The sequence below is a fragment of the Pseudoalteromonas sp. 1_2015MBL_MicDiv genome (assembly GCF_002407505.1).
GTDB lineage: Bacteria > Pseudomonadota > Gammaproteobacteria > Enterobacterales > Alteromonadaceae > Pseudoalteromonas > Pseudoalteromonas fuliginea.
This window is the reverse complement of record NZ_CP012737.1, coordinates 3,591,586-3,607,297: the sequence shown is the minus strand read 5'-3', so window position 1 is coordinate 3,607,297 and position 15,712 is coordinate 3,591,586. Positions and strand designations below refer to the sequence as shown.

The 15,712-nt window shown below is 39.2% G+C and carries 12 protein-coding genes and 1 pseudogene; 3 read left to right on the top strand and 10 right to left on the bottom strand.

The window, feature by feature from the left end; translation table 11 throughout:
• Positions 1–38: 38 nt before the first annotated feature.
• Complete coding sequence (locus tag AOR04_RS16175; protein ID WP_008133429.1) at positions 39–716, bottom strand: phosphoribosylanthranilate isomerase; 678 nt, start codon at positions 714–716, stop codon at positions 39–41.
• Positions 717–1,174: 458 nt separating this feature from the next.
• Here AOR04_RS16175 and AOR04_RS16170 point away from each other — a divergent pair, with 458 nt between their 5' ends.
• Both AOR04_RS16170 and AOR04_RS16165 read left to right on the top strand, forming a co-directional pair.
• Positions 1,175–1,537 (top strand): DUF7674 family protein, encoded by a 363-nt coding sequence (locus tag AOR04_RS16170; RefSeq protein ID WP_096793895.1) that lies wholly within the window; start codon positions 1,175–1,177, stop codon positions 1,535–1,537.
• A 159-nt stretch (positions 1,538–1,696) separates the two neighbouring features.
• On the top strand, positions 1,697–2,494 hold the full coding sequence (locus AOR04_RS16165) for an alpha/beta fold hydrolase (RefSeq protein WP_033023331.1): 798 nt from the start codon (positions 1,697–1,699) through the stop codon (positions 2,492–2,494).
• A 126-nt stretch (positions 2,495–2,620) separates the two neighbouring features.
• Here AOR04_RS16165 and AOR04_RS21905 read toward each other — a convergent pair.
• The 3 genes and pseudogenes from AOR04_RS21905 to AOR04_RS16150 form a co-directional block, all read right to left on the bottom strand.
• A pseudogene (locus AOR04_RS21905) lies at positions 2,621–3,086 on the bottom strand (HAAAP family serine/threonine permease); the annotation flags it as partial.
• Between the two features lie 216 nt (positions 3,087–3,302).
• Positions 3,303–4,544 (bottom strand): type II toxin-antitoxin system HipA family toxin, encoded by a 1,242-nt coding sequence (locus AOR04_RS16155; protein ID WP_096793894.1) that lies wholly within the window; start codon positions 4,542–4,544, stop codon positions 3,303–3,305.
• A gap of 9 nt (positions 4,545–4,553) precedes the next feature.
• Positions 4,554–4,877: a helix-turn-helix domain-containing protein gene (locus AOR04_RS16150; RefSeq protein WP_096793893.1), complete on the bottom strand. Its 324-nt coding sequence runs from the start codon at positions 4,875–4,877 to the stop codon at positions 4,554–4,556.
• A 331-nt stretch (positions 4,878–5,208) separates the two neighbouring features.
• On the opposite strand from AOR04_RS16150, the gene AOR04_RS16145 reads away from it, so the two are divergent.
• Positions 5,209–7,992, top strand: coding sequence for a P-loop NTPase fold protein (locus AOR04_RS16145; RefSeq protein WP_096793892.1), 2,784 nt, complete (start codon positions 5,209–5,211; stop codon positions 7,990–7,992).
• Positions 7,993–8,313: 321 nt separating this feature from the next.
• Here AOR04_RS16145 and cysQ read toward each other — a convergent pair whose 3' ends face one another.
• Genes cysQ through cysG form a run of 6 tightly spaced genes read right to left on the bottom strand, consistent with a single transcriptional unit; the run spans position 8,314 to position 15,276 of the window.
• Positions 8,314–9,084 carry a 3'(2'),5'-bisphosphate nucleotidase CysQ gene (cysQ, locus tag AOR04_RS16140; RefSeq protein ID WP_024589584.1) on the bottom strand — a complete coding sequence of 257 codons (771 nt, stop codon included), beginning with the start codon at positions 9,082–9,084 and terminating at the stop codon, positions 8,314–8,316.
• A gap of 9 nt (positions 9,085–9,093) precedes the next feature.
• Entirely contained in the window at positions 9,094–9,687 is a 594-nt protein-coding gene (cysC, locus tag AOR04_RS16135; RefSeq protein WP_007378439.1) for an adenylyl-sulfate kinase, read from the bottom strand.
• Between the two features lie 32 nt (positions 9,688–9,719).
• Entirely contained in the window at positions 9,720–11,444 is a 1,725-nt protein-coding gene (locus AOR04_RS16130; protein ID WP_096793891.1) for an SLC13 family permease, read from the bottom strand.
• A gap of 31 nt (positions 11,445–11,475) precedes the next feature.
• The gene (gene cysN / locus AOR04_RS16125; RefSeq protein ID WP_033039400.1) at positions 11,476–12,900 is read right to left on the bottom strand and encodes a sulfate adenylyltransferase subunit CysN; all 1,425 of its coding nucleotides are present in this window, start codon (positions 12,898–12,900) and stop codon (positions 11,476–11,478) included.
• Positions 12,900–13,799 (bottom strand): sulfate adenylyltransferase subunit CysD, encoded by a 900-nt coding sequence (gene cysD, locus AOR04_RS16120; RefSeq protein ID WP_096793890.1) that lies wholly within the window; start codon positions 13,797–13,799, stop codon positions 12,900–12,902. The genes cysN and cysD overlap by 1 nt, the downstream gene beginning before the upstream one ends.
• A gap of 49 nt (positions 13,800–13,848) precedes the next feature.
• Positions 13,849–15,276, bottom strand: coding sequence for a siroheme synthase CysG (gene cysG, locus AOR04_RS16115; protein WP_096793889.1), 1,428 nt, complete (start codon positions 15,274–15,276; stop codon positions 13,849–13,851).
• Positions 15,277–15,712 lie beyond the last annotated feature (436 nt).

Below are 15,712 nucleotides of genomic sequence, written 5' to 3'. Positions count from 1 at the left end.
CTGCCAGATTAGGGGTGTTAATCTGGCAGTGAATTATATTAAGCATTGATCTCCGAAAATGCTTTTTCAGCTTCGCGAATGAATTTCTTCACCTTAGCGGCATCTTTTCTGCCGTCGCTACCTTCTAATCCCGTATGTGAATCAACTGCGGCTGGTTTAACCTTATAGATTGCATCAGCTACATTTTCAGGCGTTAAACCGCCAGCCATCATTAGAGGTTTTGGAGATCGTCTAACAAGTTCAGCGCTTACGTCCCAGTTATGCGTTAAACCAGTAGCGCCTTTAGCACCCGTTTTAGGGTTAAACGTATCAGTGATAAACATGTCAACAAAGTCAGCCATGGTATCAACAATTTCTAACAGCTCTTCAGCATTGTCTTCTTTCACAACAAGGCTTTTTAATAAGAAAAGATCAGGGCGCAGCTCTCTAAGCTTTTTCATTTCTGCCACACTAATATCACCGTGTAGTTGAACTGCTTTTACACCTAGCTCACTGCAATAACCGCTCACTTCTTCAGCATCTACCATATAGCTAATCAACACACCGGCTTGAGGCTCACTTAAGCCTTTAATAATGCTCATTGCATCTGTTTCAGAAATATCATCTTTTCCAGAAGGTAAGCGCAAAGGAAAGCCAAGCCACTCAATGCCAGACTCCAGCATTAGATTTGCTTCTTCTCGGTCGATAATGCCAGCTACTTGAATAATGTTTTTCATAATGTTCTCCAATTTAAAGTTAAAGGGTTGTAAAGAATCTCGACGTAAAGATATGTAAGAATTAACTTTGTGTCAAGTATCTTTATGTGAAGATATTAAATTAATATACGTTTAGCTGTTTCATAGAGTTGTTGAAGACTGATATTTTTATATCGTAATTATTTAAAAAGTTAACCTAAGCAATAGTTTAAGTGGGTTTTTGAAGTGGTGCAGGGCGATTGGAAGCTTACTAAAAAATAGTTTGAGGCCTTAAAAAAACTTAACGTATTGAGCGTAAGTCTTAAATAAAAACAATATTTAGGCATTTTAAAAATTATATGGTGTGGGTATGGTTATCAAAACGTTAAGTTAACGAGGTCGTAAACGCGGACAAGAACAGTTGGCTTTGTCCGTGCCCCACCAAATTATTTTTAGCTGGTACAATGGCATTTGTATAACTATGTGCAGTAAGGGAGTATATGGAAAAGCAAGAAATAATAAGATTCATTAAGGATATACAATGTAAGTTTCCAGATGTGATCCCGCTAATGGATAAACACGAAAGTTGGGCGCTTGCTTTTCGCATGGAAGAGTTTGCAAACTTAACAACTTTTGCATTCAACGAAAATAAAGTCACCAACGCTCTAAAGCACTTGTCATATATGAGTCTAAAATTAGACTCTGCAAGTCCTGCTGAACTTGAGTACATAGACACTTATTACGTTGAGCACTTATTTTGCAAGGCCACTCCCATTGGAATTGAAATAGGTTGGCCACTTGTTCCTGACAAACTTAAAAAACTGTATTTAGATTTTCACGGACAAGCGCCTAAAATACGTTGAGAATAGAAGTAAGTCGTTTTTATTTAAAAATCAAAATCTGCTCCGAAAAGTTGTTAAGTAGAAGCTATTGATCTGAACTTCATGAGAGATTTTTATTAAACTCCGTTATACTTCTTGCAATTGAATATGCCAAATGAAGTAAATAGGCCGCTAACTGCAATGAGTACAGAAATTCTTTTCCATACTATTTTTCCACACGAAACCAGTAAAACATGGGTTGTATTTGTCCATGGAGCCGGTGGTAGTTCGGCAATCTGGTTTCGTCAGCTTAAAGCGTATAAAAAAGAATATAATGTGTTGTTGCTTGATCTTCGCGGTCACGGCAAATCGAATAATCTACTACAAAACTTTGTTGATAATAATTATTCATTTAATAATGTCTCTAAAGACATTATAGATGTGTTAGATCATAACAATATCACCAGCGCACACTTTGTTGGTATTTCATTGGGCACAATTCTTATTCGAAATATTGCTGAAATTGCGCCGCAATATGTTTCTAGCATGGTGCTAGGTGGAGCGGTTACTCGTTTTAATACTCGCAGTAATACATTGGTTTATTTAGGTAATATTTTTAAACACTTCCTGCCTTATATGTGGCTGTATCGCTTATTTGCTTTTATTATGATGCCGAAAAAGCGTCATAAAGAATCTCGACTTTTGTTTGTTCGTGAAGCAAAGCGCTTGTGCCAAAAAGAGTTTATAAAATGGTTTAAATTAGCCATGGATGTAAATCCTTTAATGCAATATTTCAAAGAAAAAGACATTGATATTCCCATTCTGTACATTATGGGTAAGGAAGATCATATGTTCCTTGGCCCTGTTAAAGAAATGGTTAAGCGTCATAAAAACAGCGTACTGCAAACTATTCACCATTGTGGCCATGTCTGTAATGTGGAACGTCCTGACTTATTCAATCAGCACTCGCTTGCGTTTATCGCCCAGCAAAATCGTTAAGGGTTGTTGCTTTTAAAAAGCTTTCTGTTAGTGGCAAGTCCTAAAAACTTATAACAGCTATCATTAGTAAACTGGAACAGGTCATTCTTTTTGACTTTCGTCCTAAACTAAAAACAAGACCTGAAGGATAATACCCGCAACCAATAGGCCTGAAAGCAATACGCGAGAAGGCGAATCCATCCCCATTTGAATAACCATAAAGCTATCAATAGTATTGGTTAAGCCACACCGTAAATAAGCAAAATTGGGAATATAGATAAAAATCACAACAAGGAAATTAACCGATCTGCAGTTACATCAAAGTGCTCTTCAACTACGTCGGTAAAGTCGTATCTTTATTTTTTGACGAAAGTACAAAACGCGATAACTCTCGGTGGGCACAAAGGTCATTGGAAATGCTAAACACGCCATAATAATTAACGGCCAAAAACCGCCAATGCCAATATTAATAGGTAAAAATAAAGTACCCGCACCAACGGCCGTGCCATATAGACTTAGCGTCCATTGTATATCGTGCTGGTTCTATTTTGAGGTAAAAGAGTGTGTTATTTATTGATGTATTTGAAAGCGTTACACCTTGAGGTGTTGTCATGTGTGTGCTCATCCATTATTAATAACAATTGCGCAGAAGAATGTAGTTTTTAGCTAAAAATTTCATGTTTTGTGGGGATTTGTAGACTAATTAATTAGACCCAATTGGAAGGTAAGTGTCATGAATACGAAACAGCGGTGTAAAAGTGAGCGACAAGGAGCGTTGGTTAGGCAATCCCCTAAAAAATAATAACCCTAAATATGACTCTACTTTGATTTATTGAATAATAAAGCAGTCTTTCATTAGGTCTCGCTCGCCTTGCGAAATACCGAGATTTTTTGCTAGTTCATTCCATTCTTGAACCGCATTTTTAACCTGCGTATAGACTTCGTTAGCAGTTTTAACATTAAGTTGAAAGTAGTGTGCAACATCAAACGCTAGATCTATTTCTAAAGCATTGTCTTTGTCATCAATATTTAGATGTAATCCCGTAGCGTTTTGAGTAGGGTTAATATCGTAAGCGGGAGATAAACGCCAACCTGTAGTATCAAAAATAAAGCCATGGTTACGTAAGTGATCATCACTATTTGAAACCATGATATTAAATAACATACGCGTCCAAAGCTGTTTTAAATCTTCTTGAGTATTAGAGCCATTTTCAATTAAAAATTCAGCTAACTCAAGGTAACTTGCTCCGTCGTCGTTGCCATCAAAGTACTTTAGCTGTGTCATAGCAGAAGTGAATAGCAGCCTATGTCCACCTTCTAGCCGATCGAATCGCTTAGTAAGAAAAATATGATGATCAGAGCCAATAGTCTGCACCTTGCATTCAGACATATTAATTCCAGCATTTAGCGCCATTTTGTAAACTATATACTCCCATAGGCCAATATCATATTCATCATAACGACTAGGAAATTTAGCTAGCCACAAAGAGCCGTCAATATCTTTCACAGATGCTTTTGGTCTTGCGCCACCAAGTGAAGAGCCCGGTGAGATGAGCATGTTCAGCCATTTTAAATAATCAGGATTTTCAAAGTCAGGTTTACTTTCAATACCTTTAGCTGCTTTTTCAAGTTCTGGCAGCGAGGTTATGGCTGGTGTGGAAAAGTCTTCATTATCATCAAGGAAATTGCCATCACGAGCAGTGCAAAATCTTAAAGCCCCCATCCTGAAAGAGTCATGAACTCCTAATAAATAATGCGTTTCAAATAGTGCATTTGCTTTGCGCCCTTCGTTACGCGCAATAACGGCTTCTCTGCGCTGCATTAATAAGCGGCCCCATCGATCAGGACACGAATCTAAAAACACTTTGAAATTTTTGTCATCAGTAGCATGCTGCTCTCCAGCATATAATTGCAATGTTGGATCTATTTGAAGTGCAAATTTAGAGACGAGCCAATCTTTGTCATAACTAAAGCTAAAATGCTCTTTACCGCGAATAACCGACGATCTTAGTGTTCCTAAAAATAAAGGTTTTTCAGTAATAAGCCAATCGGCGTAAACAAAAATTTCCATTGGTAACCTCTATCGTTTTTTATTCAAAAGCTCAATGTCTTGCAACTTTCTACCTAATTCATCATCAAGTGCTACTTTGCTCAAGTCTTCGAGAAGATTTAAAACGGCAAGAACATTTACGTAATGCCCAATAGACACGGAAGGATCGCCTTTAGTTATTTTGCGAAGTGTTGGCTTAGAAATTCCCGTCCTGTTGAACATCACTTCTTGGGTGATCCCGCGTCGTTTCATCGCGAGTAGAATATTTTCACCCAAGTTGTGGAGTATTTTAAGGTTACGCGGGAATACAGTGGCTCCCCGCTTAACTAATGAATGGCTATCGCTTTTATTCATATAAAACTATATTTTCACTTACTAATGTTAAGTGAAAATATAGTTTCATTTTTGTGATTAGTCAAATACTTGAATAACTAATATCCCAAACAGTAATTGATTCTTAAAGCTCAATTTATGAAATAATAATTTCATAAATTAGGTTTTATTGAATTTATAGTTTCATTTTAAGTAAAAACGTAGGTTGGGTAGAGCGAAGCGAAACCCAACATGTCATAGCGTCATGCGAGCCGCAAAGCCAAGATAGGCGGTTTTATTTATTAAACTTGCTTATTCAATAATGTTCAATTGATATACACTGGCAAAGTAACGTATTGATAAGGATATTAAATTGTCGCAAGTTAAAACTCTCCCCATTACAGCCACACGCTGGCTTTCTCTTTTATTGTGCGCAATTACCGCCGCAACAATTACTGTATTTTTAAGTAAAGTCGGTTTTGTACAAAAGACATATTCGAGTTTGGGCACTATTTTAAATGCTAATCCGATTTTGCATTACAGCAGCGCATTTTTAGCGGGTATTGGCATCAAGCTGCTGCTTGATAAGTTTTATATATCTCACCCTAAACGCAGTATTAGGTTTAGCTGGCGATATCCGCCAGTGACAATAAGCTTATGGTTGTCGGTAACTATTATAGGGTCGATTTTTTATTTCACTTCAAACCAAGAAGGGTTAATAGCTGCTACTTCTTGTTTTGAGTATTTCATCGTATTAATTTTAGGCTCTTCCATAATTACAGCTTATCAACAAAGCAATGAAAGAATTAGCCTTAATTTAGTTGTATGCTTTTCTCTTATCGCAGTGATTAGTACAGCTTTCATTTATTGGCATATCAGTCATGCAGGCTTTAGTTGGCCGCTTTTTATAACAGTAGATATTTACATATTCTCTGCAATATTTTTGATAATCAAATATATAAATGAATGCATTAAAGCTAAATGGAAGCGTAATCAAATAACTTTAGAGCGTACGACAAGTGTTAACCCTAGTGATTTTAAAACATTAGGTCAGTTTAAAAATTGGTTTAAAGACGATTCAACTATTAAAAGCACAGAGGAATTAGAACCCGATTTACAGGTTTACGCCACGCGGATCACCGAACGGTTAAAAAATGGCGGTGGTAAGTATGAAAAGGATTTAGCGCAGCACATAGCTTTATGTGGGCCTTATGGTTGCGGAAAAAGCAGTATCGTCGAAAGTATTGTGAATGATTTAGCAAAAAACTCTGAAAAAGAGAGTATTTGGATACGCAGCGATATATCAACTTGGGGCGCAGCCAGCGGCAGTGTTGCGCATGTGATACTCAGCAATATTATTGATGATATAAGCCAATATATTGATATGTGTGCCTTCCGTGCACTACCTAAACATTACACTGAAGCACTAAAGTCGGGTGGTAGTGTGTTTCAGTTTGCATCTACGTTACTCGCAGGCCCTGTGGAAATTGAAGGAAGTTTTCAAAAACTTAATGATGTTCTTGAAGTAACTAACCATAAATTACTCATTACCCTACAAGATGTAGATCGCGGAACAGGCGATGAAAACGAAAAACGTTTGAATGATATAGCCGCGCTGCTGGATAGATTGAAAGATAAAAACTTAAGTAATATTAACTTTATCGTCGCGATGGGTAATGAGAAGTCCTTGTATATTGAAGTACAAAGCAAGCTGGCCGATCACATCGAAACGATAGTATCCGAAGATTCAAAGAAAACTTTATGTAAGTGGGCAAAGCTATGCACTAAAGAAGTATTCGAGAATGATATGTTGTTAACACATTCTTCAATAAGTAGTTCTGAACAATATTTCAACCAAACCCCTCTTACCTTTCGTCAGACTTTTTATCAGCCAGCTATTATTTCTAATAACTTTATAGTTTCAATTCGAGTTTTGAAGCGAGTGATGCGACGCGTAAGTAAGTGTTGGACTAAAGAAAAGTTATTGGGAGAGGTCGATTTTGGCTCTTTGTTATTACTCACTACATTACGTGAGGCTGAGCCTGCGTTATTTAATGCTTTTGTAAACTCGTACACAAGCTTAGTTAATGTTAAACCGTTACCAGTAGCTAAAACAGAAGATGGAAAGCAAAAAACAATAAATGAAACCCTCTCAAACTTGATAGCTGATTTTACAAATAGTGAAGCTACGCATGTTTACAATGCTTTATTCAAGGAATTACTAAATCTTAAAGAAGATATAACTAATAAAAGCGGAAATGGTTTAAAAAGTGATAAAAATAGTGGCGAGCAACATTTAGGTGTAAAACTAGATACTGTTGATTATTTAAATCGTATTTTACTGGAAACAGTCCCTGAAAATGAGCTAAGAGATCAGATTGTTATTGATTCTATAAAATCTTTATCAACTCAAGAATTAGCAAAAAATATTTGTAGTGATTATCGATGGCAAGAGGCATTTAAACGTTTTGGGCGCATACTTTTTTCATGTGATAAAAACCAAGATAGAGTAGAACAAATAGTTTTTGATGTTTTAGATAATATTGGAAAAGATCCAAATGGCTTTTTAAATGAAGGCCTTTTTGAAGAGTATACAAAGCAAACTATCGATAGTGGTAATTTGGAAAGTGTTTTAATCAAGTTGGTCAATTTAGAAAGTGGAGAAAAGTTGCTTGAGCGGCAATTGGAAAGATTACTGCAAATTTTTAATAGAAAACATTCCGTAGAGTTTAAAGATGAAGGAGATAGAAGGGAAGCTGCAAGCTATAGTAATGAACTTTTTCAGGACATTAATATAGCTAATTTTTTAAATAGAAATGCGCATAAGTTATCCAAAAATTCTTTCCTCATTTGCATAAAATTTTTGACTTGGTCGCAGCTAGCTTCTAGTAAACTTAGTTTTACTAGTATACAAATTAAAAATGAACTAGACGTTTTAATTAGTAATAAAAATATTTGGTCTATAAGATATTTAATAGATGAAGCAAATAACTGTAACTACGGAAATGAAATAGACACATTTCGAGAGTATATATCAGCTCTTTCGAGTAAGAAAAAAAGAGATCTCAGTGAAAGATTTTCTGAATTAAAAGTTAATGAAAAAGATACTAATTTAATAGATAAAGCCATAAAAAGATTAGGTTTAGACAAATATTAAAACTTTATTACAGCGCGAAGCTATAGTGTACCTGTGGTGAAATTATCTTTTTTAAATAAAGTACAGTTTAGGTTTGTTCGTGGCTAAAGCTATCTCCTACGAGGCGGAATATGCAGCTTATGGCTCAGCATTCTGGGTTTCGCTGAATGTCATATTGGTTATCAGAGCTAAATGTATCCCCACGAAATACAGTGTTTGTACTTGCGGTGCAGCTCTTTTGTAGGTCTGGCTTTAGCCCGACAAAATAACGGGATAAATCCCGACCTACAAATAACTTAACGCCGAGCTACTTTTGAAGTAACCGCTAACAGGTCTAGGCCCTTACTCTTCTATCGCACTTACAATAAAATACGGGTTTAAGTACTCATCTTTAGTGTTATAAATAAGCGGGCTGCCATCAAGTTTGGTCACTTTAGCGCCGGCTATTTCGGCAATCGCATGGCCAGCTCCGGTATCCCATTCGCAAGTTGGGCCTAAGCGGGGGTAAATATCAGCGCTGCCCTCAGCGACTAAACACAGTTTTAGTGAGCTGCCTTTAGACACCATTTCAACCTCATCAAAGCGTTTCACAAACTCGGCTAAATCGGGTGATGGGTGCGAGCGGCTGCCTACAACACGAATTAACCCTTTGTTAGGTTTAGTTGTTACTTTAAGCTCAATTCGCTCATCGCCTTTATCTTTAAATGCGCCAATTGCTTCGGCGGCTAAGTACGATACGCCGAGTGCGGGTGCATCCACTACGGCTAAAATAGGAATACCGTTTTTAATTAGGGCGATGTTTACGGTAAATTCACCGTTCTTTTTAATAAATTCTTTAGTGCCGTCTATTGGGTCAACTAACCAGTAGCTTTTCCATGTTTGGCGTACATCCCAGCTTATGTCGGCGTTTTCTTCACTGAGTATTGGAATATCAGGTGTGAGCTGTTGAAGCCCTGCCACAATCAGTTTATGAGCTGCTAAATCGGCGTCGGTTACGGGGCTTTCATCGGCTTTGTACTCAACGTTAAAATCCTTTTCGTAAATTCCCATTATCGCTTGGCCTGCTTTGCGGGCAAGGATGAGGGTTTCTTCTAGCAGTTCGGTTTGATTCATGGGGTTAACCTATATTATGTGCTTTTGTTTTAGATACGTTATCAGTTGTGTAACCGATTGGTCTAGGGTGTTTTTACTTGTATCTAAAATTATTTCTGGATTATTTGGCACTTCGTAGCTTGAATCGATACCAGTGAAGTGTTTTATCTCCCCTGCGCGGGCTTTTTTGTATAAGCCTTTTGGATCGCGGCTTTCGCATACATCCAGTGGGGTATCGATAAATACTTCGATAAATTCGCCTTCGTCTACTAGGCTGCGCACCATGTCGCGTTCCGCTCTAAAAGGCGATATAAACGCAGTAAGTACTAACAAGCCAGCGTCGGTCATTAGTTTTGCGGTTTCGCCTACGCGGCGTATGTTTTCAATGCGGTCTTCGTCGCTAAAGCCTAGGTCTTTACATAAACCGTGGCGTACGTTGTCGCCATCAAGCAGGTAAGTGTGCGTACCTTGTTGGTTAAGCGCTGCTTCTAATGCGTTTGCTACAGTACTTTTGCCAGAGCCTGAAAAGCCTGTAAACCATAAAATAGCGGGCTTATGTTTTTTTTGCTCACTACGCTGTGCTTTTGTAGTTGCGTAGTTATGCCAAACTATATTTTCATCCATAGTGAGAGTCTCTTATGCTGTGAGCGCAGGTATTAAAACGGAAATACCTGCGGGATCAAGGTTAATACCGTGATTGAATAAATAATAGAAAGGGGTAAGCCCATCACTATGTAATCTTTTAAGCGATAGTTACCCGCGCTATAAACCATTAGATTAGTTTGATACCCAAATGGCGATATAAAGCTGGCTGATGCGCCAAAGGCAACCGCCATAATAAACGGTAGCGGGTCTACATTAAAACCAACTGCGAGCGAGTAAGCAACAGGGAACGACAAGGCAGCTGCTGCGTTATTAGTAATAAGCTCGGTAAATAATACGGTCATTAAAAATATGGCAATAAATGCGCCGTAAGGACCAAAATCCCCTAGTACCATAAACATGGCGTCGGATATTTGTCCGGCAAGTCCGGTGCCTATCATTAATTTAGCAAGGCCAATGGCGCTGCCTACTACCACTAGTAACTCGATAGGAAAACGGCGTTTTACTTCGTTAAGTTTTATGGTGCCGCTGAGCATTAAGCCAATCAGTAATACTAATAAGCCTTTAACCAGCGGCACTATGCCAATAATACTTAAACCCAGTACTGCGGCAAAGCTTAGTAGCACTATATTTGATTGCTTAGGTGCAAGGTGGGCTTGTAAGTCAAACCCTGAAATATACACAAATTCGCGCTTTAAATTAGGTAAGGTGTAAAAGTTTTTGCCTGGGGCGAGTATAAGTGAGTCGCCAGCTTGTAATTGCACTTGCCCAAGGCCGCCTTGTAAGCGGTCGTGCCCACGGCGAATGGCAATAACGGCTGCATGAAACTGCTCTCTAAAGCGGGCTTCTTTTACGGTTTTGCCAATAAATTTTGAAGATTGACTTACGACTACTTCTACTAAGTGTTCTATGTCTTTTTGATGATTTTCGTGCACTACTTTTAGGCCGTCGAAACGGGTAAGTAATGGCACCGATTTTATGTCACCTACAAACAGCAGCACGTCGTCTTTTTGAATAATTTGCTGTGGAGTGACTGCGCAAATGCGGCTCCCGTCGCGAATGATTTCAGCGAGGAATAAGTCTTTTAAATCACGCAGGCCGTTTTCTTCTACGGTTTGGCCTATTAATTTTGAGCTTGCTTGTACTTTACCTTCTAGGTAAAAAGGCACGACTTCTTGGTCGCTTTTACCGTTGTCGGGTAAGTATTTAAGCATTACTAAAATGGTAATTAGGCCTACGCTTAGCGCGCCCAAACCCACTAAGGTAAAGTCAAAAAAGCCCAGCGGTTCCATGCCCGCATCTACTGCAAAGCCATTGACGATTAAGTTGGTTGATGTACCAATAAGCGTAATTGTGCCGCCCAAAATAGCAGTGTACGACAGCGGTAATAATAGCTTTGAAGGGGAGTGATTAGGGTTGTCTTTTATCGCGGTAATAAGCGATGCAACAACGGCGGTATTGTTAGTGAACGATGATAAAAAGGCGGTTGATAACCCCAATTTTGTTACCGATTTTACTAAACTACCTTTAGATAGTGATTGCGCTAACTTTTGAATTAGGGTGGTTTTTTCTATTGCGGTCGACACTAATACCAGTAATACCAAGGTAATAAGCGACGGGTTAGCGTAATTAACTAACATGCTTTCAAGATCAATTAATCCGGTTAAATAACTAGTACCAATGGCACTTACAAATAACCATGCTGGATTAATACGAGTGCCAAAAAGGCACCCGACTAAGGTAAGCATAATGCCTGTTAAAACGAGCTGTTCTACCATGCTTTTAAATTCCTAACAGGCTAAAGTTAACTTATAACTTAGAAATATCAAGCGCTTGCCAATGCGGAAAGTGCTTGCGTACTAAGCTGTTAAATTCAACTTCAAATTCGCTAAAGTTACTTTGCTGTGCTTGGCTTTGCAGTACTTGCTCAATCATACCCGCAGCAACTGTTAGGTTTGATAAGCGATCGATTAGGATAAACGAGCCTGTTTCGTGATTGCTGTGGTACTCGTCTGCCAAAATAGTTTCGGTTAGTTCAAGTGTTACAATCGCAATTTCGTTTAACTGTAATGAGTCGCTAGTGCCGTGCTCAAGCGTGTTCACATCAATTGTGTAATCAATCTTTTTAACAATAGCTGAGGTGTTTTTGCTGCCTAGTTTTAGGTTATAGCTTTTACCTAACACTAATGGCGACTCATGCATCCACACAATTTTAGCTTGCAACTGGTTAGTTACAGCGGCCGTTGAGTTTGCAGGTACTATTACATCCCCTCGGCTAATATCAATTTCGTTATTTAGGGTAACGGTAATTGCTTGGCCAGCTTCGGCGCTATCTAGGTTGCCATCAAAGGTAACAATTTCTTTAATGCTTGATGTTTTACCCGACGGTAATACTTTTATTGCATCGCCTACATGTATCTTGCCCGATGTAAGTGTGCCCTGAAAACCACGGAAGTTTAAGTTAGGGCGCACGACATATTGCACAGGTAGGCGCGCTTCAAAGCCTGTATCTGTTTCGGCTGCTGGCGAATCTTCTAGTAATTCTAGTAGCGGCTTGTCGGTGTAATACGGTGTATGAGCAGAACGCGTTACTACGTTGTCGCCTTTAAGCGCCGACATAGGCACAAACTTAATGTTTGATACGTTAAGTTGCTCAGCAAATTTAAGGTAATCGGCCTTAATTTTTTCATACACGGTTTCGTCAAAATCAACGATATCCATTTTATTAACGGCAACAACAAACTGCTTAATGCCCAGCGAGTCACAAATAAAGCTATGGCGCTTAGTTTGTACTTGCACGCCGTAACGCGCATCAACCAAAATAATGGCGACATCACTTGTTGATGCACCCGTTACCATGTTGCGTGTGTATTGCTCGTGCCCAGGTGTGTCGGCAATAATAAATTTACGCTTAGCCGTTGAAAAGTAACGGTACGCTACGTCAATGGTAATACCTTGTTCACGCTCAGCTTGTAGGCCATCAACTAATAAAGCAAGGTCAAGATCTTCACCTGCATTACCTACTTTTTCGTTATCTTTATGAAGGGCTGCTAGCTGATCTTCATAAATTTGGTGGCTGTCGTGCAGTAGGCGGCCAATCAATGTTGATTTACCGTCATCTACGCTGCCACAAGTAAGCATGCGTAATAAGCTTTTGTCTTGTTGGCGTGCTAGGTAGGCGTCTATGCCTATTTCTTTTACTTCGTTAAATGTATCGTTATTTTGGCTAGACATTAAAAATACCCCTCACGTTTTTTCTTCTCCATTGAGCCGGCTGAATCATGATCAATAACACGACCTTCACGTTCAGATGACGTAGATAGCAGCATTTCTTCAATAATTTCGGTTAGGTTACTTGCTGTTGATTCAACTGCACCGGTAAGTGGGTAGCAGCCTAATGTACGAAAACGTACAGATTTCATTTGCGGTACTTCACCTTCATTAAGTGGCATACGCTCATCGTCAACCATAATTAAAGTGCCGTCGCGCTCAACAACAGGGCGCTCTTTTGCTAGATAAAGCGGTACCATGTCGATGTTTTCTTGGTAAATGTATTGCCAAATATCAAGCTCAGTCCAGTTAGACAACGGGAAAACACGAATGCTTTCGCCCGGATTAACTTGGCTGTTGTAGGTATTCCAAAGCTCAGGACGTTGGTTTTTAGGATCCCAACGGTGGTGTTTGTCGCGGAATGAATAAACACGCTCTTTTGCGCGTGATTTTTCTTCGTCGCGGCGTGCGCCACCAAATGCAGCATCAAAACCATATTTGTTAAGTGCCTGCTTTAAGCCTTGGGTTTTCATTATGTCAGTATGTTTACCCGAGCCATGCGTAAACGGGCCTACACCCATTTCAATGCCTTCTGGATTTTTGTGTACCAGTAGATCAAAGCCGTATTCTTTAGCTATACGGTCGCGAAACTCAATCATTTCACGAAACTTCCAATTGGTGTCTACGTGTAATAACGGGAACGGAATTTTTGCAGGGTAAAATGCTTTACGCGCTAAGTGCAAAAGTACCGACGAATCTTTACCAATAGAGTAAAGCATTACTGGGTTCTCAAACTCAGCGGCGACTTCGCGCATGATTTTGATACTTTCAGCTTCAAGTTGCTGAAGGTGAGTTAAAGCCATTGTTAGTCGTCCTACTAAAATGATTAAAAGTTACAAATTTAAAATTCGGTTATGTATTTGATACATCTGTTAGCGGCTGTGCAAAGCTGCTTGTTTGCTCGTTTTTCCCAAACCACGCTAGTTGCGAGTGCAGGGCGGCTACTTCACCAATAATGAGTAGCGCAGGCGATATAATGCTGTTGCGCTGGATTAAGTCGGCAAGTTCGCCTAGTTGGCCTGTTACTACACGCTGATTTTTACGTGTACCGTTTTCGATAATGGCAACAGGTGTGTCGGCTTTGCGGCCATGTTTTAAAAGCTCGCTTTGTATGTGCGGCGACTTAATTACGCCCATGTAAATAGCCAGCGTTTGATTAGCTTTTGCCAGCGATTGCCAATCAAGTTCTTGACCGTCTTTTTTACAGTGGCCAGTTACAAATTGAATGGCTTGTGCATGGTCACGATGCGTAAGTGGAATACCCGCATAAGCACTACAACCTGCAGCGGCTGTAATACCTGGTACAATTTGATAATTTACGTTGTTAGCAGCTAGTACTTGTACTTCCTCGCCACCACGGCCATAAATAAACGGATCGCCACCTTTAATGCGGCACACTTTTTTGCCTTGTTTAGCAAGGTCGACCAGCATTTGGTTGGTGTCGTCTTGAACAACACTATGATCGCCTAAACGTTTGCCTACACAAATAAGGTCAGCATCGCGGCGCACTAATTCCATAATTTCGTCAGAGACTAAAAAGTCATAAACGACGATGTCGGCTTGTTGCATAAGTTGCAGTGCTTTAAGTGTTAAAAGCTCTGGATCGCCAGGGCCTGCACCTACTACATATACTTCGCCTTCAGGCTCTGCTTTAGCATCTAGCATTTGCTCTAGTTGCTGCTGTGCGGCTTGGGTATCGCCGGTTTGTACTTTACTGACGACAGATGAGTCGAACACGCCTTCCCAAAATTGGCGGCGGTCTGAAAAATGCTTAAAGCGTTTTTTTACTTTGTCTCTAAAGCCACCGACAAGTGTTGCAAGTGGGCCAATATGATGCGGAATAAGGGTTTCGAGCTTTTCGCGTAAGCGACGTGCAAGTACCGGCGCTGTGCCTGCACTTGATATAGCAATCGTAATTGGGTCGCGATCAACAATGGATGGAAATATAAACGTACATTTAGGTTGGTCATCAACCACGTTTACAAATACATTGCGGGCATTGGCAAGTTCAAATACGTTGTTGTTTACTTCATCGCGGTCGGTTGCTGCAATAACAAGCATTTTGCCATCGAGATGCGATTCATCAAAATAAGCATCAATAAGCGTTACTTCATTATTATGTGCATGCTCTTTTAGTTCGTCGCAAAACCAAGGTGCTACTAAAGTAACGCTTGCTCTCGCTTTTAAAAACGCGCGACATTTGCGTAGTGCGACCTCTCCACCGCCAACAACCAATACTGGTTTGTTGTCGAGTTTGGTAAAGATAGGTAAATACTGCACGTTAATAAGACCCCTAAACAAATTCAAATATAAGAAAACGCTTTATTCTGATGAGCAGAATATAGCGGCTATCAATAAGTAAAAAATAATTAAAACCAAGTTGATATAACCAAAAGTTATAATAGGTGGGCTTTTTAGGCCTAAGAGTTAGTTAACAAGGGATTGCGATGAGTTACAAGTAAAATAATCAGCTTATAGTGTTTGGTTATGAGCTATAGCGAGTTTGATTTAATTTGTTAATATGGGGGTATATTAAATTTTGTACTTATACCAATTGCATTAAATTAGTGATCTATTATAGCGACGAGAAAATAGCTCAATAACAAGGCTAAAATTATGATACATAGTTGTTCTATATAAATAATTTTTAACGTCGTTAGTGAGTTATTTAATACGCTAAAATGATCATGTTTTTAATAAAATTGGTATTACATAG

What these genes read in the sequence shown, in the direction of transcription:
- AOR04_RS16170 (WP_096793895.1), top strand. Translation starts at nt 1,175, where the DNA reads ATGGAAAAGCAAGAAATAATAAGATTCATTAAGGATATACAATGTAAG.
- cysD (WP_096793890.1), bottom strand. Translation starts at nt 13,799, where the DNA reads ATGGCTTTAACTCACCTTCAGCAACTTGAAGCTGAAAGTATCAAAATC.
- AOR04_RS16175 (WP_008133429.1), bottom strand. Translation starts at nt 716, where the DNA reads ATGAAAAACATTATTCAAGTAGCTGGCATTATCGACCGAGAAGAAGCA.
- AOR04_RS16155 (WP_096793894.1), bottom strand. Translation starts at nt 4,544, where the DNA reads ATGGAAATTTTTGTTTACGCCGATTGGCTTATTACTGAAAAACCTTTA.
- AOR04_RS16130 (WP_096793891.1), bottom strand. Translation starts at nt 11,444, where the DNA reads ATGGTAGAACAGCTCGTTTTAACAGGCATTATGCTTACCTTAGTCGGG.
- cysC (WP_007378439.1), bottom strand. Translation starts at nt 9,687, where the DNA reads ATGGATGAAAATATAGTTTGGCATAACTACGCAACTACAAAAGCACAG.
- AOR04_RS16150 (WP_096793893.1), bottom strand. Translation starts at nt 4,877, where the DNA reads ATGAATAAAAGCGATAGCCATTCATTAGTTAAGCGGGGAGCCACTGTA.
- cysQ (WP_024589584.1), bottom strand. Translation starts at nt 9,084, where the DNA reads ATGAATCAAACCGAACTGCTAGAAGAAACCCTCATCCTTGCCCGCAAA.
- cysN (WP_033039400.1), bottom strand. Translation starts at nt 12,900, where the DNA reads ATGTCTAGCCAAAATAACGATACATTTAACGAAGTAAAAGAAATAGGC.
- AOR04_RS16165 (WP_033023331.1), top strand. Translation starts at nt 1,697, where the DNA reads ATGAGTACAGAAATTCTTTTCCATACTATTTTTCCACACGAAACCAGT.